The sequence below is a fragment of the Anaerohalosphaera lusitana genome, assembly GCF_002007645.1.
Lineage (GTDB): Bacteria > Planctomycetota > Phycisphaerae > Sedimentisphaerales > Anaerohalosphaeraceae > Anaerohalosphaera > Anaerohalosphaera lusitana.
This window is the reverse complement of the sequence record NZ_CP019791.1, coordinates 2211321-2237047: the sequence shown is the minus strand read 5'-3', so window position 1 is coordinate 2237047 and position 25727 is coordinate 2211321. Positions and strand designations below refer to the sequence as shown.

General features: G+C 49.9%; 20 protein-coding genes, 1 pseudogene and 1 CRISPR repeat array (1 of these 22 only partly in view). Of the genes and pseudogenes, 13 read left to right on the top strand and 8 right to left on the bottom strand.

Annotation, left to right across the window (positions count from 1 at the left end; translation table 11 throughout):
• Positions 1 to 9: 9 nt before the first annotated feature.
• The 3 genes from STSP2_RS09225 to STSP2_RS09215 all read right to left on the bottom strand — a co-directional run bounded on the left by STSP2_RS09225 (position 10) and on the right by STSP2_RS09215 (position 3720).
• Positions 10 to 1308: a Gfo/Idh/MocA family protein gene (locus STSP2_RS09225; RefSeq protein ID WP_146662009.1), complete on the bottom strand. Its 1299-nt coding sequence runs from the start codon at positions 1306 to 1308 to the stop codon at positions 10 to 12.
• A 49-nt stretch (positions 1309 to 1357) separates the two neighbouring features.
• Positions 1358 to 2428, bottom strand: coding sequence for a uroporphyrinogen decarboxylase family protein (locus tag STSP2_RS09220; protein ID WP_146662007.1), 1071 nt, complete (start codon positions 2426 to 2428; stop codon positions 1358 to 1360).
• 152 nt (positions 2429 to 2580) lie between these two features.
• Positions 2581 to 3720 carry an acyltransferase family protein gene (locus STSP2_RS09215; protein WP_146662005.1) on the bottom strand — a complete coding sequence of 380 codons (1140 nt, stop codon included), beginning with the start codon at positions 3718 to 3720 and terminating at the stop codon, positions 2581 to 2583.
• 705 nt (positions 3721 to 4425) lie between these two features.
• Between STSP2_RS09215 and STSP2_RS09205 the strand changes: the two genes are divergently transcribed.
• A complete protein-coding gene (locus STSP2_RS09205) occupies positions 4426 to 4689 on the top strand; it encodes a hypothetical protein (protein ID WP_146662001.1) in 264 nt (87 codons plus the stop codon).
• Positions 4690 to 4884: 195 nt separating this feature from the next.
• On the opposite strand, the gene STSP2_RS09200 is transcribed toward STSP2_RS09205, so the two are convergent.
• Positions 4885 to 5994 carry a Cdc6/Cdc18 family protein gene (locus STSP2_RS09200; RefSeq protein ID WP_146661999.1) on the bottom strand — a complete coding sequence of 370 codons (1110 nt, stop codon included), beginning with the start codon at positions 5992 to 5994 and terminating at the stop codon, positions 4885 to 4887.
• A gap of 112 nt (positions 5995 to 6106) precedes the next feature.
• On the opposite strand from STSP2_RS09200, the gene STSP2_RS09195 reads away from it, so the two are divergent.
• Positions 6107 to 7183: an AAA family ATPase gene (locus STSP2_RS09195; RefSeq protein ID WP_146661997.1), complete on the top strand. Its 1077-nt coding sequence runs from the start codon at positions 6107 to 6109 to the stop codon at positions 7181 to 7183.
• Positions 7184 to 7522: 339 nt separating this feature from the next.
• Here the strand turns inward: STSP2_RS09195 and STSP2_RS09190 are convergent, their stop codons facing one another.
• Together STSP2_RS09190 and STSP2_RS09185 are read right to left on the bottom strand one after the other, a co-directional pair.
• On the bottom strand, positions 7523 to 9607 hold the full coding sequence (locus STSP2_RS09190; RefSeq protein ID WP_146661995.1) for an ATP-binding protein: 2085 nt from the start codon (positions 9605 to 9607) through the stop codon (positions 7523 to 7525).
• A 26-nt stretch (positions 9608 to 9633) separates the two neighbouring features.
• A complete protein-coding gene (locus tag STSP2_RS09185; RefSeq protein ID WP_146661993.1) occupies positions 9634 to 10158 on the bottom strand; it encodes a hypothetical protein in 525 nt (174 codons plus the stop codon).
• A 919-nt stretch (positions 10159 to 11077) separates the two neighbouring features.
• On the opposite strand from STSP2_RS09185, the gene STSP2_RS09180 reads away from it, so the two are divergent.
• Genes STSP2_RS09180 through STSP2_RS09165 form a run of 4 tightly spaced genes read left to right on the top strand, consistent with a single transcriptional unit; the run spans position 11078 to position 12545 of the window.
• The gene (locus STSP2_RS09180) at positions 11078 to 11611 is read left to right on the top strand and encodes a hypothetical protein (RefSeq protein WP_146661991.1); all 534 of its coding nucleotides are present in this window, start codon (positions 11078 to 11080) and stop codon (positions 11609 to 11611) included.
• Between the two features lie 16 nt (positions 11612 to 11627).
• Positions 11628 to 11939 (top strand): hypothetical protein, encoded by a 312-nt coding sequence (locus STSP2_RS09175; RefSeq protein WP_146661989.1) that lies wholly within the window; start codon positions 11628 to 11630, stop codon positions 11937 to 11939.
• Positions 11932 to 12141 (top strand): hypothetical protein, encoded by a 210-nt coding sequence (locus STSP2_RS09170; protein ID WP_146661987.1) that lies wholly within the window; start codon positions 11932 to 11934, stop codon positions 12139 to 12141. Before STSP2_RS09175 ends, STSP2_RS09170 begins: the two co-directional genes overlap by 8 nt.
• Positions 12138 to 12545: a JAB domain-containing protein gene (locus STSP2_RS09165; protein ID WP_146661985.1), complete on the top strand. Its 408-nt coding sequence runs from the start codon at positions 12138 to 12140 to the stop codon at positions 12543 to 12545. Before STSP2_RS09170 ends, STSP2_RS09165 begins: the two co-directional genes overlap by 4 nt.
• A 125-nt stretch (positions 12546 to 12670) precedes the next feature.
• Here STSP2_RS09165 and STSP2_RS09160 read toward each other — a convergent pair whose 3' ends face one another.
• On the bottom strand, positions 12671 to 12961 hold the full coding sequence (locus STSP2_RS09160) for a hypothetical protein (protein WP_146661983.1): 291 nt from the start codon (positions 12959 to 12961) through the stop codon (positions 12671 to 12673).
• Positions 12962 to 13457: 496 nt separating this feature from the next.
• On the opposite strand from STSP2_RS09160, the gene STSP2_RS17680 reads away from it, so the two are divergent.
• From STSP2_RS17680 to STSP2_RS09130, 6 genes are all read left to right on the top strand, one after another.
• Positions 13458 to 14318 (top strand): DUF2958 domain-containing protein, encoded by an 861-nt coding sequence (locus STSP2_RS17680; RefSeq protein WP_236782698.1) that lies wholly within the window; start codon positions 13458 to 13460, stop codon positions 14316 to 14318.
• Between the two features lie 150 nt (positions 14319 to 14468).
• Entirely contained in the window at positions 14469 to 14696 is a 228-nt protein-coding gene (locus STSP2_RS09150) for a molybdopterin converting factor (protein WP_146661982.1), read from the top strand.
• A gap of 71 nt (positions 14697 to 14767) precedes the next feature.
• On the top strand, positions 14768 to 15787 hold the full coding sequence (locus STSP2_RS09145; protein WP_146661980.1) for a hypothetical protein: 1020 nt from the start codon (positions 14768 to 14770) through the stop codon (positions 15785 to 15787).
• A complete protein-coding gene (locus tag STSP2_RS09140) occupies positions 15732 to 16517 on the top strand; it encodes a Mov34/MPN/PAD-1 family protein (protein WP_169853101.1) in 786 nt (261 codons plus the stop codon). Before STSP2_RS09145 ends, STSP2_RS09140 begins: the two co-directional genes overlap by 56 nt.
• Positions 16514 to 17164, top strand: a complete 651-nt coding sequence (locus STSP2_RS09135) for a ThiF family adenylyltransferase (protein WP_146661976.1) — start codon at positions 16514 to 16516, stop codon at positions 17162 to 17164. The genes STSP2_RS09140 and STSP2_RS09135 overlap by 4 nt, the downstream gene beginning before the upstream one ends.
• A gap of 75 nt (positions 17165 to 17239) precedes the next feature.
• Positions 17240 to 17509, top strand: a complete 270-nt coding sequence (locus STSP2_RS09130; RefSeq protein ID WP_146661974.1) for a hypothetical protein — start codon at positions 17240 to 17242, stop codon at positions 17507 to 17509.
• Positions 17510 to 17943: 434 nt separating this feature from the next.
• Here STSP2_RS09130 and STSP2_RS17675 read toward each other — a convergent pair.
• Positions 17944 to 18060 (bottom strand): annotated as a pseudogene (locus STSP2_RS17675) (transposase); the annotation flags it as partial.
• Positions 18061 to 18418: 358 nt separating this feature from the next.
• Here STSP2_RS17675 and STSP2_RS09120 point away from each other — a divergent pair.
• Positions 18419 to 24304, top strand: a complete 5886-nt coding sequence (locus STSP2_RS09120) for a S8 family serine peptidase (RefSeq protein WP_146661970.1) — start codon at positions 18419 to 18421, stop codon at positions 24302 to 24304.
• A 297-nt stretch (positions 24305 to 24601) separates the two neighbouring features.
• Positions 24602 to 25727: a CRISPR direct-repeat array (repeat unit 32 nt; unit sequence GTTTCAATCCACGCTCCCGTGATGGGAGCGAC); it runs 95 nt beyond the window's last position.

Sequence of the window (25727 nt, the reverse complement as noted above, 5' to 3'; positions counted from 1 at the left end):
CCTCTTATGTTACATTGCAAAGTAAGGCTTGCGCGTCTTCCACTTGCCCCGCGTAAAGTCCGGCACTTCGATCGGCTGATTATTCTTCTCTATCGACATCTCAGACAAAGGCCCGCTCGCGGCCATCAGCACACCGTCATACAGATGCAGCGGCAAGGGTTTATTTTCGCGCAGTGACTTTATAAACTGCGTCAGCATGATACCGTCTGCCCCGTCGTGTCCGCCGAAAGCGTTCTTAGCCCATTCATGCTTATATTTATTATGGTAAGGCGGGAACGGCTCCCAACTGTGATACTGCGGGCTCTTGCCCGTTACATACAGTGCATTCCGCTGCTCATTGTAAATACCCCGCGTCCCCTGTACCATCCACCTGTTATCGTAAGGCCGCGGCGACTGCATGTCGAAATTGATCACGATCGTCTTACCTTTTTTCGTCTTTACGACCGTCGTAACGATGTCGCCCTGTTTATACTTCCGCTTTGCGTTAGGATGGTCCGGGAAGTTCCGCTTGAAATAGTCATGTATCGCGAACTGATCAGTCGCCGTCGACGTGATCGTATCGTACCAGTCGCCGCATCCTATGTCCATCCAGCTTAGTACAGGTCCTTGCTGGTGCGTCGGATACTGCGCCCGATTGTGCTCGACAAGAAATTTTGCACCCCATCTGCTGTCGCCTGTTCCCCGCTCAAAGTACCAGTGATCGATGCAGTCATGCGAATACGCACAGTGGGCATGCGTAATCGTCCCAAACAGCCCCTCACGGATCATGTTCAGGATCGCAAGGTTATCACTTCGGAAGCTCCAATTCTCGAGCTGCATGCAAGGCGTACCAGTCTTCTCCCATGTCTCGATAAGCTCCCAGCATTCCTCCATCGTATACGCGATCGGCACCTCACAGCCGACTGCCTTGCCCGCCTTCATCGCATAAACCGACATCGGCGTGTGCAGGTCCCACGGCGAACCTATTATCACCGCATCCAGATCGTCACGATCCATCAGCTTCTTGTAATCGGTCGGGCCCGAATATCCCTTCGGTTCCGGCTGACCAGCGTTGGTTACGACCTTTTTCGCAGCCGCCAGTGCCTTCGGATCGATGTCACAGACTGCCGGCATCTCCACACCGCCCAGACCAAGAACCACGCTCATCAAATATCGGCAACGGTTGCCTGTACCTACGGCACCGATACGCAATGGCATGTCACCCTCATGTTCGGCACCAAATGCCGATCCCGCCAAACCGGGAATACTCAACCCCGCAACCAGCCCCGCATTCGCCTTTATAAAACTGCGTCTGTCAAATCTGACCATTGTATTATCCTCTCAAACCATAACCGTTATTGATTCCCATTTTACAGATTCAGCCCGAATAGTGAAACGCATATCTTTCCATCGCGTCCGCCAGCGCAACAACATTCTCCCTGGGTACACCCGGATACAGACCATAGATCATCATCAGACCACCCTCACGGGACCCCAGCCTTTCTACCTCTTCACGAATCAGAGCATCAATATTAGCGGGTGTGCTGTGCGGAGTGATATCCTGGCGATCGATGTCTAGATCCACGCAAACCCGTCCCGTAAGGTTGTCCCGTATCCAGTCGATCCCATTGACCAGATCCTGTATATTGACAGCATCCACGCCGTCCCGAAGCAGCTCATCGACCAGATCACGCACACACCCGTCCGAGTGCATATGAATGATACAGCCCGCTTGCCTCGCTGGGTCCATCAGCCGTTCATACACAGGCCCGATGTATTTCCTGAACATCTCCGGCGAGATCATCGGCCCGCTCTGCATGCCCAAATCTTCGGCATAACACATCATATCCACGCCAAGATCGACATACCGCCGGACTATCTCGGAATTGAACCTCTCAACCATTTCGATCAGCCTGTGCAGATCCACATGACCGTCGAACATATCAAAAAGCAGATTCTCATAACCCCGCAGATCGACCAGCCGCTGGAACGTGTGCCCATGTATAAGCCCGCCCACCGTGAGCTCACCCGCCGATTTTGCCTTCTCGATCGCACTGCTGATCTCACCCCAGTCTATCCCAACCTTGCCGTCCGTAACCGCCGGATCAGGCATAACATAGCTGGCAAACGCTCCCCAGTTCACCAGCGGATGCTCCTTCACTGTCCCCACGATCCCATCCATCGCCGTCTCCCACACACACCCCCACGGATCTACATGCGGCCTACCCACCCGCTCCGGCACCTGCTGCTCCAGTTCCGGCCGAGCCTGCTTTCTCTGTGCCTCAGGAAACAGAAATGGATGCTCCGCCATAAGCTCTTCCAGAAATTCCGCCGGGTAGTGCTCCCAGCAGGCCTCATTGATATGGAACGTCATCGGGATATACTCGGGCCAATCAAAGCGGATCGCCCGCACAATGTTATCACGTTTTGAAAGTGTAATATCATCCATACCCGCAGTTTACACCTTCAAAAACCCCCTGTCGTTCACTATCCTGTGAAAATATTTCTAACATTTCCCTCCCTGGGCTTCACCAATGGCTATTACTCAGAGCTGTCAATCATCCGACAAGAAACTTCCCAGGAAATACACACCATCATGCCCTAGACCTTCAAAAACAGCTTCTTTTTATAAAGCACGTACAAGAACGTTAGTTCGATAAGGACGAAACCGAAAGCCCAAATAAAATGGCCCCAGTTGCCCCCGACCTTGTTTACTAGACCTGCAAAAAAGAAGTTGGTCGTGTGGCCGAAGTTGATTACATGATGGGCACCAAGATAAATGGTAATGGCATTGAGCCCAATGAGAATGAAGGGGAAGGCCCATCGGCTAAAACCGATCACGTCGATAATGCTGTAGAAGACTGCGAGCAAAAGAAAGCTAAGACCTGCAGTGAAAACGGTGAACGAGCTGGTCCACATCTCCTTGTTGATGGGAAATACGATATTCCAGAGTAGACCCAGGAGCACACAGCCAATGCCGGCGAGAACCAGCAGACCAACAGTGAGCCATTTTTCTGAGAGCTTGTTTTTACCCACCAGCATCGTTCCCGCAAGTGCGCCGATCAGCGCGGTACCTGTACCCGTGACAAGCGAAAAGGTGCCCTGCGGATCGAAAACACCGCGGTAGAGTTTGCCTGGCAAGATCAGGCGGTCGATGTAGCCGACAAGATTGCCTTCCATGGAAAGATCGCCTGCCCCATGGCCGGGAACGGGAACGAATGTCATTGCGCCCCAATAAACAAGGAGCAGACCGGCAGTCCAGCCGAGCTGAGATTTCCAGGTGGTGTTTACAAAGATAAGAGCAGCAAACATCCAGGATAGCCCGATAAAGCCCAAAACGCTGGGGTATCGCAGGTTAGCAAAATCCAGACTGAGCATGCCGTTATAGATGCAGCCAAGCAGCACAAGCAGAAGGCCGCGTTTGAATATCTTGAGATAAATTTTGCTTCGCGGGGTACCGGTCTGGATCTGCTTGCCGAGGGAGAAAGGCATCGTAACACCAGAAATGAACAGAAAAAGCGGGAATATGAGATCATAAGCGGTGAAGCCGTGCCAAGGGGCGTGTATGAACTGCTTGCTGACTGCGGCATGCGCGCTTTCCAGGCCCATAACCAACAGCAGAGCTTTGAGAAGCCGATCACCGCCGACGATCCAGAACATATCGAAACCGCGAAGTGCATCAAGTGATACGAGACGCTTGGACTTGACATTTATTGTTTGTGCCTCTTGCGTTTGGCTCATTTATCTTTGAACTCCAGTTGGTTTTATTTGTGTCCTGGTTATTTAGGTTACCACGGTAAAAAGTCCGAGCAGATGCTTTCAATCCCCGACTGGAACCAACTCTGAAAACAAGAAGAGTCATAGGACCGCCGTCTCCCACTTGCAGCCAAGCGGATCTACATGAGACCTGTCTATCTACTCAGGCATCTGCTGTCCCAATTACGGCCGAGACTGCTTTCTCCATGCCTCGAGGAACATAAACGGATGCTCCACCATAAGCTCTTCCGGAATTCCGCCTGATAATGCTCCCAGCAGGCCTCATTGATATGGAACGTCATCGGTATATACTCGGTCCCGTCAAAGCGGATCGCCCGCACAATGTTATCACGTCTTGAAAGTGTAATATCGTCCATACCTGCAGTTTACACCTTCAAAAAACTCCTGTCGTTCACTATCCTGTAAAAATATTTCTAACATTTCCCTCCCTGGGCTTCACCAATGGCTATTACTCAGAGCTGTCAATCATCCGACAAGAAACTTCCCAGGAAATACACACCTTCGTGCCCTAGACCTTCAAAAATAGCTTCTTTTTATAGAGCACGTACAAGAACGTTAGTTCAATAAGGATGAAACCGAAAGCCCAAATGAAATGGCCCCAGTTGCCCCACCGACCTTGTTTACTAGACCTGCGAAAAAGAAATTGGTCGTGTAGCCGAAGTTGATTGCATGATGGGCACCAAGATAAATGGTAATGGCATTGAGGCCGATGAGAACAAAGGGGAAAGCCCATCGGCTAAAACCTATCACGTCGATAATGCTGTAGAAGACTGCGAGCAGCAGAAAGCTCAGACCAGCAGTGAAGACGGTAAACGAACTGGTCCACATTTCCTTGTTGATGGGAAATACGATGTTCCAGAGCAGGCCCAAAAGCATACAGCCAAGTTCGCAGGTTCATCGCAGATATCACCGAGCGGATCAGATGATGCCTGATGGCAGAACAAGATGCAATCAAACTGCTCCCAGTGAAGCCCTATGAATATTCTTCAACATCAAAGCTAGAGGTTAGGACCCGCCCCGCAGTTTACACGTCAGCTTTTACTTATGGCTGTGTGTATCTGCTGATTTAAATCATTCTATGCTGCATCAATTTAATGTATCAACGCTATGTTAATATCACCGCACGCATTAACTCCGGGGTGCGGGTACTCTTGAAAACCTCAGCCGACAGGTGTCGAAGAGGATGCTGTGGTTGAAGGTTAGGACCACGCGATTGGTATACGTCCTGCCGAATTTCGTCGAGACCAGCGCAATCAGCCCAATCGACTGCAGGTAGCCAAGATTGGAATAATAGTAAACATAGCTGAAGGGCTTTTCACACTGACTGCGGCACAACCTGCAGTACAGGTCATAAATGTTCTTGGTGAGATCGGATTTATTCTGTGCGGCGGCAGTGAGGATTAACAGGTTCTGATCGGACAGATCGTTTATTACATCGATGACGATGTCCTTGCGGGCATTCTCAAAGCACGACTCGACCGACTTTTGCGGTTCGGTGACGTTATAGTAAAGCGTCTTTATCGCAACCCGAGTATCGGAGTTGGTCTTTTTGGTGGTCATTGCCGCGATTTCAGAGACTTCTGTATAGTCGTAACTGACAAGACCCTTCTGTGCCCTCTCCAGCAGGATAGCGTTTATCTGCTCAGCGTTGTAATTGGCAAAATGCATCTGCACCAGTTGAAGCGAGCTTTTAGAAGCCGCATCGAGCTCCCTTAAAAGATGCGGATTGTTTGAGAGCATTATCACCATAACAGGCTTTTCGCTTCTGCTGAGCAGGTAGAGGATGTCGCGGTTTTTGTCCTTTGCGCTCATAAGATCGACCTCATCCAGCACGAAGACCGTTTTGCCGGTGATCGATTCACTGAACATCTCAAAGAGCTTGTCGAGACTTAGGCCAGTACACCTCTTGTTGAGCAGCCTTGCGAGTATCTTGAAGCTGGTATTGTGATGCCGGCAGTTGACATACCGCATGCTAAGATCGGTCTGGGCCGGAACGACCCTGGCCAGGTATTTCATGGTAAGCGTCTTTCCGGAACCTCTAGAGCCTATGACCGCAAAATTAGTCGCAATGCCGGAAACGTCAAACCGCAGCATAGCATCGATGATCTGCTTTGATTCGCTTCTGATAAACGGTTTTTCCGGGATGTAGTTGTAGTCAAAGACCGTAAAGTCCCTGACCGCCCTGCTCTGTTGAGCGACGACGTGTTTTTGTCTTTGCACATACTCGGTTAAATCCATGTACGCATCAACTCCGGGGTACGTGTAAACCGCGGCTTTTTTAATGTTTTCGTGTATCGGGAAAGTAGCAACACCAAAAACTATTTAAACCAGCCCCGTCCCCCTAGCGTTTATGCCTTTGTATCTGCCGGATGATTTCTGGCTGCTTGCCGACAGTCTATGGACGGACTTTGTGATATCGTTTACTCTGTTTACATCTGTTTGTTATGCGGTACTGAGCCGCAGACTCAATCACCACCGTCCGGCTGCCGCGGCAAGCACTGCAATCGGCCTGGCACTTTCTCTATCGCTTACCTTCTGGCAAAGCGCAAACAACTTCAGTCTTGCAGATCTCGGTCCTCTGGCGGTCAGTTTCGCTGCTGTTGTCATCGCCGTTGTGATCTTCGGTGTTTTCAGGCAGGTGGTCGGAAGCTTACCGGCGGCCATGTTATCGTTTGGGGTCTGCCTGGTGACGGCCCTGTCACCGGGCCTTAATCCGCCCATCAGCCATGACCTGATCGCACTGGTGGCCTTTTTAATAGTCGCTGCAGCGTTATACATGGTCCTGACAAATCACGGCCAGCCCAGGATTTATCCTCAGTCAACACCGCCTCAAAGCAGTCCAGACAAACAGCGACAACCAGCACAGCTCAGCGCATCCATAGAAAAGCAAATCTGCCAGGCGGAGCAAAATTCAACCCGCCTGGAAAACGATCCCCAGAATATTGGCCAACTGCAGAGGCAGATCGAGGATATTTTGCCCAAAACCTCTGCACTGACCGATCAGATGGCCCGGTTAAGGAAGCAAGCGGCCTTCGTAAAGAACGGCCAGCTGCAGCGTATAAAAAAACTCCGCATGCGCCTGATGCGTACGCCGCCCGAGCAAAGAGCCGCAGTCGCAGCAAACATGAAAAAGGCCTACAAAGAGCTTAAGTTCGATGACCGCATTGAAAGACTCGACTACGCGGTCGCCGAGACGGAGAAAAGGGTCAGGGACTGTCTCAACAGATCCATCCAGCTTTTAAATGCCGGAGACACTGCAGGTCTTATCAGGATGCTCGATAGGGCCAGGCGACTCCAGCGGCACAACCAGAAGCTCGAAACCGTGATCGAGCGCAGTAAAGAAAAGCTGATCGGACAATACGATCAGTTTGAACAGAGCCAGAGCAGAAATTACACAAAACAGGAAATAAAAGGTGATAACCGATGATTCGATACAAGACAGCCAACGAACAAAAGAACAGCTACAGATCCAAAGGGGAGCAGAGAATCGCCGATTATCTGAGCTCTCAGCGGATCAGATTTCAATATGAACCGCCGACAATGGTCTACGACTTAAACTGCAAGCTCAGGGTATGGTACCCGGATTTTCGGCTGGGCGGTAAAAACGGCCTGATCCTGGAATACGCAGGCATCAAAAACGATCCCGATTACGACAGGGGCATAGCCAAGAAGAAAAAACTCTACAGGGCCAACGGACTCGAGGCCCTGTTCGTCTACCCCGAAGATATTTACCGCAAGAACTGGCGGTCCAACCTGGGAGATAAGCTCATGAAATATCGAGCCAGCAAAGACGTTCAATCGGCACCCGCGGGTTATCACAGCCGGCAATCGCCCTGTCAATCTTATCGACCGCCGACGCATTCGTCGCTACGAGCACCAGTCTATCAAAATCAGTATCACTGAGCTTTTTGATGTTGGCGGCTATGTCGGATTTGCCGGTCTCGACCTCGACTGCTATTTTTTCGCGGTGATTTTTGGCGACAAGGTCGACGACTCCGTTGTCTGTGACCGAGTGTTCGAGCGAGACGTCATAGCCAAGGTCGGCAAAATACTCTTTTGCTTTTTCCTTCCAGAAAAGATGTTCGATGCTCTCTCGCCTGCGAGGCGGGAATATCCCCTCCCGGATGCACAGGCCCCGGGCGTTGTCGGATATCTGTAAAAGGACCACCTGACCGGTGCGGGTGGGAACGGAGACGGCGTCTATGATCCCGGCTGCTGTAAGCTCTTTTTTGATGGCGTTTCCCCTGCGCCTTGAAAACCTCAGGCGATTATATCGTTTTACAGTCGAGCTCAACGGCCTTTGCACTATATCGTCCAGAAACCTTATCATCTCTCTTGTCATTATCATGGAGGGTGGGTGGGATTGTTCCGTTGAATGCGACTGTTTATCTTTTTCCTGGTCCGCGGGTGGGTGGGAAGCTGTTATCTCGTCGAGTATCTTCAATATTTTATCAACTTCCTTTTCCTTTTCCGGACCGTCCGAAACAGCCCCGGACCCGGCAGAATTGCCCCCGGTTTGACCGGACCGGGCGGAATCGCCGTCGCGGTCGGATCTGAGCATCGCATCGGTAATCTCACCTTCCGTTATTTCGAAAAGAGGCAGCTTGACCCTGAACGGCCTGGGTGAGCAGTCTGCGATCTTTACTATCGCTTCGCCCCTTTCAAGCTGGGAAAGGGCAGATTTTTGATCGTCGTCGAGATTCATTGCGCTGGTCAGTGAGGTGATGTCTGATCTCAGTTTCTGGCTCAGTGCAATCGTTGCATAAGAGTTTGCAAACGCCACCTTGCTCAAAAGCGACGCCGACTGATCGACGAACACATATCCAAGTCCGTATTGGCGCACCATCCTGATTGAGTTTTCCAGGACCGACTCTCTGGATCCTGCCTGTTTGGCGTGCAGGAGGTTGTGTGCCTCCTCTATGACCAGGAGATTGGTCAGCTTATCCCTTGGACCCTGGGCGAGTCTGTGGCGATAAACATAGAGCGCCAGGGCCTCTGAGAACATCACCTTATCGGTATTGGCAGAGAGCCCGTCCATCTCCAGCACACAGTTTTCATCGAGCAGTTTTAAAATATCGCTGTTGTCCTGGGTCTCGACTACCCTGCCGAACTCACCATAGGTCATCGCCATCAGGATACGCTGAGCGGACGCCTGCCACTGAGCTGCCCTTCCCTTGAGTTTTGCATTTTTGAGCCAGCCGAGCAGATCCTTTATCGTGGGCCACCTAGGACCGATCCCTTCATAGACTCCGAACTCATTGTAAAGATGCTCAAGTCCGCTGACAAGAAGACTTATCACTCCCTCACCGCCCAGGTATGCATCCGCGATCACATCCACGATAAGCTTGATCCATATATTGGGCTCACAGCCCGGCGGCGGTATCAGCGGATTGAACCTGAAAGGAGAAATATCACGCCCGACCGTATAGACCTTTAAATCCGGATGCACCTGCTTTAGATCGCGATATCCCCTCTTCCAGTCAAGTGCGAGTACCTTTATACCGCTTCGAATGACACTGTCGACAAGAACGAACGTCAGGTTGGTCTTTCCCGACCCGCTTCTGCCGGCGACAAGAAGGTGCTCTTTGAGTCTGTCTGATTTGAGTTTCAAAGGTGATATATCGCGGCCGGCATACCGGATTGTCCCAAGCTCTATATCACCGGCGGCAACCGAACCCTTATCAGGCGGCGGGAAAGGATCCGATGAGTTGTCGATCGATGAGCCGAGGTGTTTTTCGGCGAGGATTTCAAGAGTCTGCAGTATATCCGCCTTCTCGTCCCTGCCCTCCGAGAGCAGGTAGGCCTTCCAGAGCGAGTCTATCTTTTTACCCAGTATCGGCTTTAGCCGCATACATAACCTCGCTACACCGTCGTCTCTCAGTCCGGAACACCCCCACTATATATGTCCGATTTTCGCTTGATGCTCAGATAGTCGTTGAGCGACTGGGGCAGCATCAGCTTTAGTTTCGAAACGTCCTTCCAGAGGCTGACCTTCTCATCGAGTTGCTTTTGATAGAGCTGGTTCATCTGCTCTGAAAGCATCTCCTTATGACCCGGCGGCCAGAGACCAAGCTGCTGGGGCCACTGGTAAAAATGCTCCTTGAGCTTGATCTTGCTGTACTCGAGAACACGGATGTTAGAGTCGTAAATCTCGTACCTTTTTCGGATCTGAGCCACGATATTTTCAAGGGCCAGATAAGAGGTTTTCTGCTTGTCGGCAAAGATGTTTTCCTCACTATTTTCAGACGGTCTTGTCGTCGGAGAACTGACGATATCATCGACCGACCAGGCACTGTTATAACAGCCCTGCTGATACACCGGCACTGCCTGGTGCAGATACTCCGGGACATAGTTTGGGGACATGTAGTTCGGGTTGGCATAGTCGATTCTTATCACCTGCATTTTTGCTGCTACTTGAAAGTAGACACTGCATTTATTTAAATCTTTCGTTTTTTTGAGCACTGTCCGGAAGTAACAGTGTCCGATTTTGGCCCGAATCACTTTAATCAGTTTAATCCTTTAAAGACAAGGACTTACGAATCACTTTCGACCATTTTAATTGAATGTGGGGGTGGGGTGGTTTTTGATTTTAGTGTTGTATTTGGTGTCTGGTTTTTGTCGGTGTCTGGTTTTGTTAGAGGTTGGACTGTCTGTTTTTGTGTTATCGTTTCACTGTCTGGTTTCGTCCGCACAGCGGAGTTTATGCGTTGGGTCTTTTTTGCTTTGTTTTGCTTTGCTTTTTTCATCTGTTTGTTTTTCTGCATATTTGCAGTTTAGAATCAGTTGGATCCTGTGGTCGTTGTCAGCATATTCAGTATTGCTGATTTTCGTTGTTAGCTGCTGAGGGCTCGAACCTTTTTAGGTTTTCTTTGCTGGTATTTGCCAGCAGCCTGTTGAGCTTTCGGTCAGAATTAGATGTTAGCGTTAGCATTTCCTCGTTTGTTTCGGGAAATGATCTTGATCTGAGAGATTTATCAATCTCATCTTTTGCATCCTCATCGAGATGTCGGAACAAAAATGCCTTTGCGGGGTTGCATCGGGTTTGCATTTTTCTATTTGTATACATTTTATTGCATGTTTATAAACATTTCGCTTTTTCATTTTCATTTTCAATTTCAATTCCTTTTTCATTTCAAACTCTCAAAGAGCTTGTCCGGTTTGCTCACGCAGACCTTCTATCGTAAAGCTTTGCCCTTCGGGTCAAACCTTTATCGAAAGGTCCGCTCACGAGCCGCCGGCCCCTATTTTGGCCGGGCCATGGACGGTTCGCTACCGGGTGGGCGAACCGCCATTAAGAGCGGCGAGCCGGAGAGTGATTACTATGAAGACACAACAAGTTGTTTACCAGCAGGTTCCACTAAGAGCGACGGTGCAGCCGGTCAGGGCCGAGCGTTACGGGACAGTAGAAGGACTGGATAGTTATGAGCTTGCCGACCCGGCAGAGCTTGAGAGGATGGCATATCTTCGCTTCTTCGAACCGGTTTTGACGTTACCGCATCCGGAAAAGGACCGGCCGTTTATGCCCGATATTGCAGGCGGAGCGTTTGACAGCTGGGACTTTGAGAGGATGTTTCCAGGCATGCGTGAATACGCATACAGGATTCGAACTCTAAACTGGCTCAAGAGCAAGCTAAGCGACAGGCTCAATCTGCTGGCCATCCTGAAGGAAAAACTTACCAGGCCCCAGCGGGCTCGGGGAATATCAGCCGCCCGCGGGGCAGCGGATATCAGTGAGATCGCAGATCCCGACACACGGATGTTCGCAAGCGAATACAGGCGCAGTCTGCAGCTTCGAAATCGCATACAGCGGTTTCGTTCAACCGGCATCTTGAACCAGACACCAAGATGCCGATAGAAAACGAGGTGATAGTATGAATACACAAATGAATGAACGGATGAATGGACAGATCAATGGTAAAATGAACAGACCAAAGGCAAGGTTCCAGGCCGGCTCTGTGACGGTTGCGGTCTGGGAAAACGAGTTTGAGTTCAACGGCAAACCGACCAGGGCACTGAGGGCCTCGATCGAGCGGCGATTCAAGGCAAAGGACGGTCAGTGGAAATCCTCCAGTACTTTTTCACGAAACGATCTGCCACTGGCCATACACTGCATGCAAAAAGCCTTTGACTACATGGTGCCCAACGGCTTTGCCGGACAAAAGGAGGTGAGACGCTATGAGTAGACTCGAACAGATCGTAAACTCGTATCCGATACAAAGGATCATAGTACCCAACAGACGCCTTCTCGACGGCGAGATCGTCACCGTCGACGGAGAGGATTTTGTATATGACGGCCGAACCGGAAAACTTCGGAACATCCGGAATCTCCAGGAAACACTGCGTCCTGACGAGCTGAGAGAAACACCTTCGGGGTGGTCGGCGTGAAGCAGATAGTCCATCTAAAAGAACCTGCCGGGGCCATAACAAGCCCCGCGATGGTCTTTGAGAGGGTCTCATCGATCGACATCGATTTTGACCAGGAAAACTTTTTGATCTTGACCTTCACCGCCAGACAGCAGGTGATCTCGGCAGAGGTGCTGTTCAAAGGCGGCATCGACACCGTTATCATGGATCCGAGGATAATCTTCAAAAAAGCACTTCTCGATAACGCTGCGGGCTTTCTGGTGGCACACAACCACCCCTCCGGCCACCTGGATCCTTCTGATGAGGACCTCCAGGCCACAAGAGCTATACGCGAGGCGGCGGATCTATTAAAGATCAGGTTCTGCGATCATGTTATCTTCAACAAAAGCCACTACTACTCGCTGAACAGATCCGGCAAACTCTAATCCTTTTTTCATTCGGGGCATGTGCAAAATATTTTATTTAGAAAATCATACTGATTTTCCGGTCCGCTCATTGCATCTGTTCGGGCTATATTGCTATTAGCAGGGTTGCCCCTTTTAATTTTTCTCTAAATCCTGCTCCCGCACTCCGGGCAGTACTTATCAGCCCTTCTCACACGGCTTCGGCATACCGGGCAGGACATGGTCGAGCCTGCGTGGCGAGACGGACCAACTAGCAGTATCAACAGGGCTGATATTATGGTAACCGCGGTAGGCGTCAAAAAATCGTCACTGATCCTTTCGGCCAGCGGCGAAACACCGACCTCGTCCAGCCAGTGGGCTATGACCACGATGTTGCCCAGCACCAACACGGCCGCGATCAACAGGACTACTAAAAATTTTCTAAGGGTAAGATTCACTGTTATCACCTCCTTTCATGCCCCACCCTAGCGCAAAGCAGGCAAGAGCGCAAGTGCTTTTTGTAATTTTTTCCGGATCCCGGTTCTGTCAGCTTTGCCCAAAAAGCAGAACCGAAAACCTTATAAAGATCGCCGTCTTTACACCACACAGTTCATTTCATTGATCACACTTTTTAGCAAGAGCCGCCGCGTGAAAGAGCGGGCCTGCCAGGGTCAAGAGCCATCACGATCAAATGCCGGCCATTGCGCAAAAGCCGCGTCCAGACCGGGCTAACGTCAACCGTCCCGGATTTACATAGTCGTTTCTTTGTTCCGTCAAACAGTCTTATTCGAAAGGAAACTTATGCAGTAAACGCAGGATCTATTCTCAAAGATCAGCTCGTAAGGCACATCTGTTCAAAGCGGCAGATGTGCCTTTGTTATTTAGCAAGAAGCAAAGCAGAACTGAAACGAAAACGAAAAACTAAAACGCAAAAAGAAAGGTAAGGTGATACAAATGGCATGGAGACCAAATGAACAATTTATTGAAGGCGTACTGGACAACACACGACAGGGCAAGATCACCGGCTGGATGAAGTTTGCCGGTATCGAGGAAAAAGTAACCTTTGATTTGGACGGCAATTTCCACAGGGATATCAGGGGCTCAAAGGTACTGCTTCGCGGTGACGGAGAAGCATGCGATCGCGGCAAAGCAACGAGCAGAATGCAGGGCTTTTCTATGACCCAGAAAGGCAAGGCGGGAGACATGACCGCAGGGCTGCAGCCGGCCGACTATGTCGAGTACCCGTACTTTGAGTGGTATTCCCAGGACAACGGCCGGGTGGTCATAGAACTCAATCCCGACCAGGTCGAGCTTCTGACAAGACCTATACCTGCCTGTGAATCCGATCCGATCGATCGCAAGGAGCAGAACCAAAACCTCACGGAGTTTGTCAGCAGCACAGCCGAGATACTCACAGCAACCGAGAAGACATCGACCAGGGCACAGGCCAACAACAGGATCCGGGGCATGGAGCTTTTGACAGAGGATCTTCGTGAAAAACTGCCTCCTTTAGGCAGCCAGGACGGCAAAGGCGGCAAGGCCCTGGCACACTGCAAGCTCTTTACACCCGACTCATCTTTTACCTGGTGGATACTCGAAGCCGAGCCGGTAAAGGACAGGGCAGGCAACGTCATCGACTACCAGATGTTCGGCCTGGTAGAGGGTCACTGCAAGGAGCTGGGCTATATAAGCCTCCAAGAGCTCGAAGAACTTCGCGGTCCTCTGGGACTGCCGGTCGAGCGGGATCTGTACTTTAGGCCCACAACGCTCGATCAGATCGCGCCTGAGATGTTCAAATCATCCCAAAACGGATAACCGTCAAATCTCGTTAAGTCAAGGAACAATCAAATTATGACACACACAGCTGCCACTGCGCGCGGTCCGCCGACAGCAGACCGACAAAGTTACGGGAGCAAAAAGGACATTTACTAATAATTGAAGAACCAAAAATGAAAGGGACAAACAATGCGTATTCTCTATGTAAACAACTCAGGAGGCGGCTTTGCCGACTATATCGACATCAGCGAAAACACGACTGTCGAGCAGTTTTTCAACAAGAAGATGCCGGCCGACAGCCCCGAAGATTATCTGATCCGGGTCAACCGTCAGCCGGTACCGCGTGATTATATCCTCCAGCCAAACGACAGGATTACGATTACACCGACAAAGGTCCAGGGCGCGCGACCAAAGTAACAATGTCAACTTCACCAGGGGCATCTGCTCACCAGCGGGCAGGTGCCCTTCTTTTTCGAAAGGACAGACCTATGAACCCAACAAAAGAAAAACTCAAAATCGCAGCCAGGCTCCAGCAGGCCCTTATCACCGGCCGCTGCAACAGGCTCATCGAGACATCGCACAGGACCCAGAGGTTTGCGGATATGGCGGCACACATCATGAAAAACTCGCACAAGCTCGAGCTGGCCGCCGTAAGGGGCTGGCACGGGGCCGCAAAAAAATGTCTTAGCAGAATCGACAGGCTCTGCCTGGAGATTAACTACTGGATAAGTGCAAACAAAGAGACGCTTGCACCGCCCAGGACAAAAACACCGACTATCAGACAGCTCATCGAAGAGCTCGATCAGATCGAAGCCGACTGCGGCGGCTTTAGATTTGATCCGCCAAGGGACACTCTCTCTGTGACCACCGCACCGATCACGCTTGAAGGGGTTTATCTGGGGCCCTTTGAGATATCGCTGTACATCGAAGGGCTCACGAGCAGTGACAACCGCAGCAAATACTATGTCACCGCCCTGGATCCGCATCCTGCCGCCTCGGAATCGGCCGTAACCCATCCGCATATCAGCAATGAGCTGGTCTGCGAAGGCGATGGAACCGTCCCCATCCGAAAGGCACTTGAGCAGGGAAGGTTTGCTGATTTTTTCAGCATGGTCGAAAGCATTCTCAAGGTCTACAACCCTGAGAGTCCGTACATACCGATAGAGGACTGGGAGGGTATATCCTGCTACGAATGCGGCTTTATCACAGATCCCGATCACACCTTATACTGCGAGTTCTGCGGCTACGACTTTTGCCAGGGCTGCGTAATGTTTTGTCAGTGCTGCCGTCAGATCACCGCCTGTATATCGTGTCAGGACGAATGTATCGACTGTGGAGATACCATATGCCCCGACTGCACACGAACCTGCTCGGAATGCGGCGACAACTTTTGCGTCAAGTGTATTGGAGAAGATATTTGCCGGGACTGCCTGGCAGAAAGGAGCAATGAAAATGGCCAAGAAAAACAAAACGACAGCCAGGACCAGATCACAATCGAAAACAGTTAAATCAAATCAAAAGAAAAAACGCAGTAAAAATTTCAACCCCATTCTTCGATTCAGCCCCACCGCATGGGCAAAGCTTTTGTATTTTCGCGACAAAAGCGATAATGAGGTGGCGGGCTTTGCGGTCACCGATACCGATGACCTGCTGTACGTAAGAGAGTTTGTCACCATCACTCAGCAGGTAACATCGGTAACTGTCAGCTTCCATGACGAAGCCGTGGCGGACTATTTTGACAGGCAGGTCGATGCTGGCAAAAGACCCGAGCAGTTCGCCCGCGTCTGGCTGCATACACATCCATCCGACTCACCCACACCGAGTGCCACCGACAACGAGACGTTTGCAAGGGTCTTTGGATCCTGTCAGTGGGCGGTCATGTTCATACTGGCAGAGGACGACAACACTTTTGCAAAGCTGCGTTTTAATGTGGGGCCAGGCGCTGACATGCTCATTCCCGTTCGTGTTGACTACGGCTGTCAGTTCGGTCCAACCGATCATGACAGCTGGGACGCTGAATACGAACAAAACGTCATCGAGATCCCCTGGGCGTCAACATCTGCCGATGCGCTGAACCTTGCCGGCTCCGAACATGATGAGTTCTGGGATGATCTGGTGGTTTCAAATGATATGATCGACCAGCTAGAGGCGCTCGATCCGGCAACACGCCGCTCGGTTATGGATGAGCTGGCACAAAGACCTGATCTATGGGACGACGAAAGCGAGGTGTTCATATGAACCCGAGATATTCTAGACAACAGGACATTGTTCCGGCAGAACGGATTGCGTCCTGCAGAGCAACGGTTATCGGTGTTGGAGCCATAGGCAGGCAGGTAGCTTTACAGCTTGCAGCTATGGGCATCCCGTGGCTTCAATTGATCGATCACGACCTAATCGAAGTAACTAACATTGCCAGCCAGGGATATTTTGAAGCCGATCTGGGCAAGCCCAAAGTAAGGGCCACCGCAGGACTGTGCAGGCAGATCAATAGCAAGTTAGAGGTAGTATCGGTCGAACAAAGGTTCAAACGCAGCGGAGAGATCGGCAACTGTGTGTTTTGTGCGGTAGACTCTATCCATACACGAAGGCTGATATGGCAGGCGGTCAAAGACAGATCCACGTTCTTTGTCGACGGCAGGATGACCGCTGAGAGTCTCAGGGTAATAACAGCTGCCGACGAATCATCACGCCTGCATTACCCCCGGACCCTTTTTACGCCTCAGAGGGCGTATGCGGGCGCCTGCACCGCAAAGACTACCATCTACTGTGCCAACATAGCGGCCGGGTTTATGCTTGCACAATTTACAAAATTCCTGCGGCAGATGCCCGCAGAAGCTGATATCCAGTTGAATCTGCTTGCCGCGGAAATCAGTGTAACCGAGTAATACTACCAGCTTAGCGGTACGCCAGAAAAACGGCTATCGCTAAGCTTTACTTGCTCACAAACAAGAGGCACTAATATGGTCTTTATTAAAATGTTTCACGGCAGAAAAGATCCCGCACAGCAAATGGATGACTGGGGTCTTGACGGGCCCGTGCTGGGACCCTACCAAAACATCCACGTCACTTACACCAGCTATATAAAACTCATCGATGAAAACGGAAACTGTGACATGCTGCGTATCATCGAAGATATGATCTACTACGCAGGATGCTATTACGGTGACTGGATAATCAGCGGTAATCCAAAACAAAACAACATCGAAAAAATCGACCCCTCAAAAGCCTGAGTCAGCAAATAAATCGCTTATCTTTTCTCTTACATTCTTGAGCAGCCGGTTTTGGCTGCTTTTTTCATGCCTCCCAGCGTCAGCTCTATCGTTTTGTCGCTTTTTGCGGTGAAACGGGCCGACACCGCAAAAAGCATAACAGGTGAATACCATGACAAAACACGAGAACACACAGCCAAATCGAAGTCGACAGCTCAAAGAATTTACAGAAATCATTAGAAAATGCCGCTGCCCCTTCTGCGGCCGAAAACTGAAATGGTACGACGGCGCCCTGGGATACGAAGCTTTTATATGTTACCACTGCGGCCTGACACTGGATCACAGTGGGATGCATCTTGAGGATCCCCAAACGTGAATGCTAGCCACTATTCCATCTGACAGATGTTATTGTTTTGTTCGATAGCTGTCTGCAAGATTATGACTTCCGGCAAAGTATCCAGTACCTGTCGCTTCCACTTGGTGATCTGGTTGGGGTGCACATCAAATTCACTTGCCAACTGGACCAGCGTCTTGTCCTCACGAAGAGCCGCCCGCACAACGCGGGCCTTGAATTCCGCCGCAAATCACCATCTTTCTCATGCCATTGTTTACAGTTCTTTAATTAAGTCACAAACTCAGTATACCCGAAAACAATTTCATCTCAAACTACTACCCAGTTTTGGGGACAAGCTCAGCAGGCTGGATTGAGCTGCCTGCAAACAAATGGAATTCATGAATGGTTCAGATCTGCGGGGGGATCTATATCAAAAGCATGGCTTATAATTTGGAATAGGATTTCTCTTGCCAATTTATGGTCAAATGCTACTATATCTCTGTATCTTAAACAGAGAGGTAGGTTGAGAGAACTCCTGGATCTGCTACATATCCCGCTCTTTGCAAATGTAAGTACGTTGATCCAGGAGGCAAAAAATGTTTAAGCAATTCTTAATTGCGTCGCTGGTTTTGTTCGCCATCTGCGCTCAAACTAAAGCCGGCAAGCTCACCGAACGCGGTTCAGCCCAGTACAAAGACTCTTACCAACCGCGAGAGATTCTGATCAAATTCAAGGAATCTGCCCTGGTTGAAGTCAAGTCAGCCGGCAAAACTGAAAGATCAGCACGAACGCTCCGTCCAAGAGTAAAAGAAAAGCTCAAGGGCCGCGGCTTACAAAAAGGCCGGGGAGTATTTGAGCATGCCTTTAAGCAAGGAAGCCAGCAGATATCAAAACTGAATTCGCGAAACGGGCTTGAGCAGAAAAAGAAGAATCTACGCCGCTGGTATCACTATTCCACGGACGAGAATGTGGACATACAGCAGCTCATCGAACAGCTCACCAAAGATGAATCAATTGAATACGTAGAACCGAATTATGAGTGGAAGATGGCTTGGGGATTTGATCCACCCATAGAGAACCTACCTGATGGAACCACAGACCCAATGTACCCCGAGCAGTGGTATTTGACTCAAGCAGAAATACAGGCCACCTGGAACTACATCAACACAAACGGCATTTGTGCCGGGGGAAACAGTGACGTGACCGTTGCAGTAATCGATTCCGGTGTTGACTACACACATGAAGAGCTGCAGGCTAGCATGTGGGTCAATAGCGCTGAGATTCCCGGCAACGGGATCGATGACGACAACAATGGTTTTATCGATGACATTCACGGCTGCAACGTGGTTTCTGACCCGCGCAGCCATTCCGGTGACCCCATGGATATGCACGGGCACGGAACGCACGTATCAGGGATCATTTCTGCGCAGGCGTTCAATGGCAAAGGTATAATCGGGACAGCATTCAACACCAAGATCATGGCAATTCGTGCTGCTCAGTACACGGGAACTTTAACTATTCAGGACATCTCCGAGGGCATCATATATGCAACTGAAAATGGTGCGGAAGTTATAAACATGAGTTTCGGCGGTTATCAATACAGCCAGATAATTACCGATGCATTAGAAGTCGCACTGAGTCAGGCGGTTCTGGTAGCCTCCAGCGGAAACGACAGCGCACCAATTCCCTGTTACCCAGCCAAATATCCCTATGTGATTGGTGTTGCTTCATGTAATACTGACGGCGAAAAAAGCTGGTTTTCAAACCCAGGAGATATAATGGCTCCTGGCGAATCCATCCTAAGCACGCTTCCGAACAACAGCTATGCAGAATGGAGCGGAACATCCATGGCGGCTCCTGTGGTTTCAGGTACAGCAGCTTTGCTTCGATCATTCTTCTGGCAGCGGGACATTTATTCCAATCGGTTTTTGATGGCAAGCATCGTAAGCAGTGGTACAGTTTGTGACGCTTATGTTGCCGTTACGACTCCGCCGACCCCAGGTGTAACTATGTATGACAACTGGATCTTTGACGACCCAGCGATATCCGATGAAAATGACGCTGACGGTTCGGTTGATGCCGGAGAAACGATTCATATGGGCATCGAGCTGATCAACCGAAGTGGTGCGGCTGAGAACATAGATTTGACCTTACGTGCCCGCGCCCAGGGTTCGATGATAGATGACCCATATGTCGAGATAATCGACGGAACGTCCAGCATATCCGCAATGGGGCCATGGAGTATGTACGACAACGGGCTCATTTATGACCAGGACGGAGTGATCATAGGTGTCGATGACCCGCTTGTGTTTAGAGTGGCTCCGAACTGTCCGAACGAACATGTGATTCCATTTGAACTTACTATAACCTTTAACGATGGCTGGGATCCAGACAACCCTGAAAGCTTCACTAGAATAAGCCGTTGGAATTACGTGGTGACGAGAGGCAAAAACGTACCGCGAGTAATTGAACAGGATATGACTTTAACTTCAGATGAATTCTGGATTGTCGGCGGACCAGTACTGATCGAAGAGGGAGTTACGCTAACGATTGCGGAAGGAAGTCAGATTCAATTTGGATCAGTCAGCGATGATCCTTATAATCCTGGTCCGCAGAATGGCTACTTCGTTGTGGAAGGCAAGCTTGAGGTTCAGGGCACTCAAGACAAACCCGTAAACATGTTTCCAAGCTATCTTGTTGCAGGACAGACAACAAAGATAACATTTAACGGGGGAACCGCTAACATGAAATACACCACCGTCCGCAACCCGGAAATTCATAGCGGGATGGGAACACTTGATCACTGCTATTTTGAGCAGGACTATGGAACACCGGTAATCCATGCAAGAGAAGCGGGATACTGTATTTTCCACCGGCTAAGGCCGCAGGGCACACTAAATATCGGATATTACAAGAGTTGCCTTTTCAATAGCGGATGGACATGGCCTCATTCGAACTCTCTCGAATTTGTGGACAATGTATTTTTAATGGATATAGAGAATAACAAGCCTGTAACTTTCACACCCCGGGCTACAACGATCCCTGAAGTGCTTTCCTCAGCTTATTCTTTTGATTATGCGTACTATGATGCCGCTTCTGATTTGACGTATGCCCGTTTACACGCATCGGGTGTTGAGTTTGATATGGTTGAACGATTTGCACAATTCATGGGCGGACACATAGCTTCAATTTTGTCAGAGGATGAGCAGCAGTTGATGGAAACCAAGCTTGCAAACAACCGTTACATGCGAACTCATTTTGGCCTCACGACGAGGGGGTTTCCAAGAGAATGGGTGTGGCTGGACGGTAATGAATTGGTATACACTTACAATGGCTTTGGCGGAACTCCAGGCGGAGCATTTCCGCATATGTATTTTGGAGACGCATACTACGACATGAACCTTGGTACAAGATTTGACTGGAAGAGCTTTTCAGGGTTCAGCGGATGGTACCGTATCGGCGATAACTTTGTTCTCAAGCTGCCGGGAGAATGGACTGCCAACGAATTGACTACTAAATTGCGATCTCAGGAGGCATTGGATTACGTGACTCAAGCCGACACAGGGCATTTTAGATTTAATGCATTTTTGAACAAGTATTGGGATCCAAGTCTGAATAACTGGATGCATATACAAGCACCAGGGAATAATGAGAACATTGTAACCATGAAAGACAATTTCTGGGGAACAGATTCATCGACACTCATCGATTATCTGATCTATGATTATTACGATGATTTCACCAAGGCAAAAGTTGTTTACGGCCAGCCCCCTGCCCGTGGATATGAGTCCACTTATCCTTTTGTCGATGGCCTGTATATTAACGGCCAATCCGCCCTATCTATTCCAGAGGTTGGCATGGGTCCAACTACTTTCCGCGTCACTTTCAACAGAGACATGAACACCGATCCAAACAATATTCCATTTGTGACATTCGGTCCAACCTCGCCGTACACAGATTTCGTTGTCAAGCCAATAGATAACGACAATGCCGGCTGGATCGATGCGCGCACCTGGGAGGGCTCTTTCTGGGTAGTCCCAGTGACCGGAGACGGTTACCATTGCATACGCATATCCGGAGCTGTTGCCGCAGATGACCCATGGCTAGTCACTGGTCATGATGTTGGTAGATTCCGGTTCGAAGTTAAAACAATGGGCATACTAGCCATGACGCTGCATGCAACAGGCCGTGAAGGGAGAATCGAACTAAGTTGGCAGCAGGATGATTTTGACATGCTGGCCGGTTACAACATATATCGGAGTACTACTTTAGACGGAACGTACGAAAAAATCAATGACACTATCATTCCGGTCGGCCGTGAATACTTCACTGATACAGACGTTGTTCCAGCAGTGCCGCTCTACTACAAATTTACCGTGTTAAAAACAGATTACACCGAGTCGAACTATTCGAATGTTGCATCAGCTGCGCCCCTGGATACTATAGTTCCCGAAATTACGCATACCCCTGTTTTTGAGGCTGTTGGGGGCACCAATCTCCGCATCACGGCATCTGCAAGTGACAATGTCACAGTGGAATCCGTAACACTGTATTATAGAGCAATAGGTGAAGAAGTTTTCCGGTCACTGTCAATGCTTAACACAAGCGAAGGCATGTGGAGTGCGAGTATTTCAGGCTCAGCAGTAGTGCCCCCCGGCCTTGATTACTACATCACAGCAACCGACGGCATCAGCACAGTTTATAACGGAACGCCTGCTTTGCCGCATACAGTAAATGTAGAAAATGCCCCTTCACTTAATTCAGTCAGTCCAAATACCGGCTCAGCAGATGGGGGGACACTTGTAACGCTTTCCGGCAGCATGTTCCAGACAGGGGCGACCGTTATGTTTGGCACAGAGCAAGCTGTTGACGTCGAATACTTGAGTTCGTCACAAATCCGCTGTAAAACCCCATCCCACGACCCTGCACTCGTGGATGTGAAGCTGATCAACCCTGATATGACTTCATGCAGTTTAACTAATGCATTTACATTCCACGATGAACAGATCGTCATTTCCTTGCCTGAGGCTGTGGGTGATTATGGAACCATTGTTACTGTCCCACTCACACTGGCCGATGTCCAGGGGCTTCTGGCTGCGAGCTGTACCATTGAATATGATAGCAGCATACTGAACATCAGCAGTGTAAACAAAGGTGGACTCATCCCTGACTGGTCCTTTACAGCAAACACTGCTACGGCTGGAGAAATCCGAATATCTACAGCAGGCGCTGCTTCTGTAAGCGACACTGGAGATTTAGCTGTCATAAAATTTGAGATCATTGCACCACCTCCGGCAACTTCGCCGTTGACTATTCACAGTTCGGTCCTTAACGATGGGACGATATCGCATGCGGTCGACAACGGCAGCGTCATCGTCAACGGCCTGTTCGGGATCAGCGGCACAGTCAGCTATTTCAACGACCTGGCTGGAATACCCAGCACTGCTCTGACCCTTTCGGGCGTGGGCAATCCCATTGATACTGTTAGCGAAGGAACCGGGTCTTACTCAATGCAAGACATTCCCGTTGGCAGCTATCGCCTCAAACCTGCTAAGTCGAACGATGCCCAAGAGATAACAGCCTTCGATGCATCACTCATCTTACAGGCCGACGCGGGACTTCGGACCCTTTCACAGAACCAGCAAATCGCTGCAGATGTAAACAGGAATGGGCTTGTTTCAGCAATGGATGCATCATATATCCTACAAAAAGCGGTCGATTTGATATCGGTTCCGTTCCCCGGCAGTGAAGAAATCTGGACGTTCGTGCCGGAAGAAAGAGAGTTCCCTCTTTTGAATACAGATCAGCCAGGACAGAATTTCACGGGCATTCTTGTTGGTGACGTATCAGGCAACTGGAGCGATTCTATGGCACAGCAGACCATGAGTGATTTGAACAGTAATACCGATCCTTCAACAGCGGTGTCTCTGACAGACAAAACATATTTACCTCATGAGAATTGCACATTGCCTATACATATTACATTTGAGGACGGCACCGAAATCTATTCTGTTGATCTCACGGTTCAATACGACCACTCAATTTTTGGTACACCGATAGTAACTCAGGGCGAAATGGTTGGGCTGAACAACTTCAGCTTTATTTCAAATACGGCCGTTCCGGGAACGATTAAACTTGCATTGGCAGGCGCTCAGCCGATGCAGTATGACGGCAAGATGGCTGACATTCAGTTTGCCTCGGGGCCGCTCAATTGCACGCCCGTGACAGTCGAATTGAATGAAGCAAAAGTTAATGAAGGAGCTGTTGATGTAAAGAAAACTAATGCAGACCTCGCTACGACTCCCTATCATTCCGATTTCACAAAAGACTGCAGGATCGACATCGCCGACCTGCTTATTTTGGGTGAAGCCTGGCTCAACTACAACACAAATCCTGTTGTCGATGTAGCTCCACTTCCAAATGGAGATCAGAAAATTGATCTCTTAGATTTTACACAGCTTGCAAACGACTGGGCTCAATAAACCCAACAGATTTGATCCGACCCAATGCTGACATCAGTGGTGTTGTTGGTATTTTTTAACTACTGATAAGTTGACTGAATAGCTACTTTCGTTCATAAGCGGACAAGTGCAAAAAGCCTGCTGAAGGTTTTTCGGCAGGCTTTTTGCATTTACAAGCCGTTGTTGGGCAAAGCCTTACACTGTTTTGTAGATAAAGTAAAATTACTCAGTGTATTGAGTAATTTGTCGGAGTAAGACGATGGTAAAAGAATAAGGGAGCGACGCTCAGCCAGCGTGCAGGAAGGAGCAATCCTCAGTGTTTCAATCCACGCTCCCGTGATGGGAGCGACTTGGTCTGGTCTTGATTTGGTGCGATATAAGATAGTTTCAATCCACGCTCCCGTGATGGGAGCGACATGGCAGCGGAATGCGGATAAACGATTAAGCATGGTTTCAATCCACGCTCCCGTGATGGGAGCGACGCATCTCCTGGATGGTGGGATGATCGGACAATGCGTTTCAATCCACGCTCCCGTGATGGGAGCGACCGGCGTCGACTTGACGAGTAATGACTTGCAAATCGTTTCAATCCACGCTCCCGTGATGGGAGCGACTTGCTTGCCGGTATTGCGGTGAGACAGTGTCGGCGTTTCAATCCACGCTCCCGTGATGGGAGCGACGGCCCCCTTTTAGTCTAGACTATTCGCCGAAATAGTTTCAATCCACGCTCCCGTGATGGGAGCGACGTATCAGGAATTTAAGGAGGGGATGAAGAAGGTTGTTTCAATCCACGCTCCCGTGATGGGAGCGACATCTGCACCAATACAAGAGGACGATAATGGCGACGTTTCAATCCACGCTCCCGTGATGGGAGCGACCTGGTAACGCAGTCATTTGAGGGCGCGACATTTATGTTTCAATCCACGCTCCCGTGATGGGAGCGACAGACCTCCGTAAAGGGTTAAATAAGGCCCGACCGTTTCAATCCACGCTCCCGTGATGGGAGCGACTTGGGATATCGACCGTGTTAAGAGCTGGCTAGATGTTTCAATCCACGCTCCCGTGATGGGAGCGACCACTGCTCTTTGATGTCAATACACCCGCCGATGCTGTTTCAATCCACGCTCCCGTGATGGGAGCGACCTTACGAATCACGCCACAAGGTGTGTGGCTACATGTTTCAATCCACGCTCCCGTGATGGGAGCGACCTTGCATCGGGAATTGACCAACCCGAACCAGTACGTTTCAATCCACGCTCCCGTGATGGGAGCGACCATTACAGCACCTCCTTTATCTCTGTGACAGTGTGGTTTCAATCCACGCTCCCGTGATGGGAGCGACATCTTAACAAGTTCGGTAAGGCGTTCGCTACCCTGTTTCAATCCACGCTCCCGTGATGGGAGCGACCGAGGATGAGTGCGGAGAGTACGACCGAGACGCTGT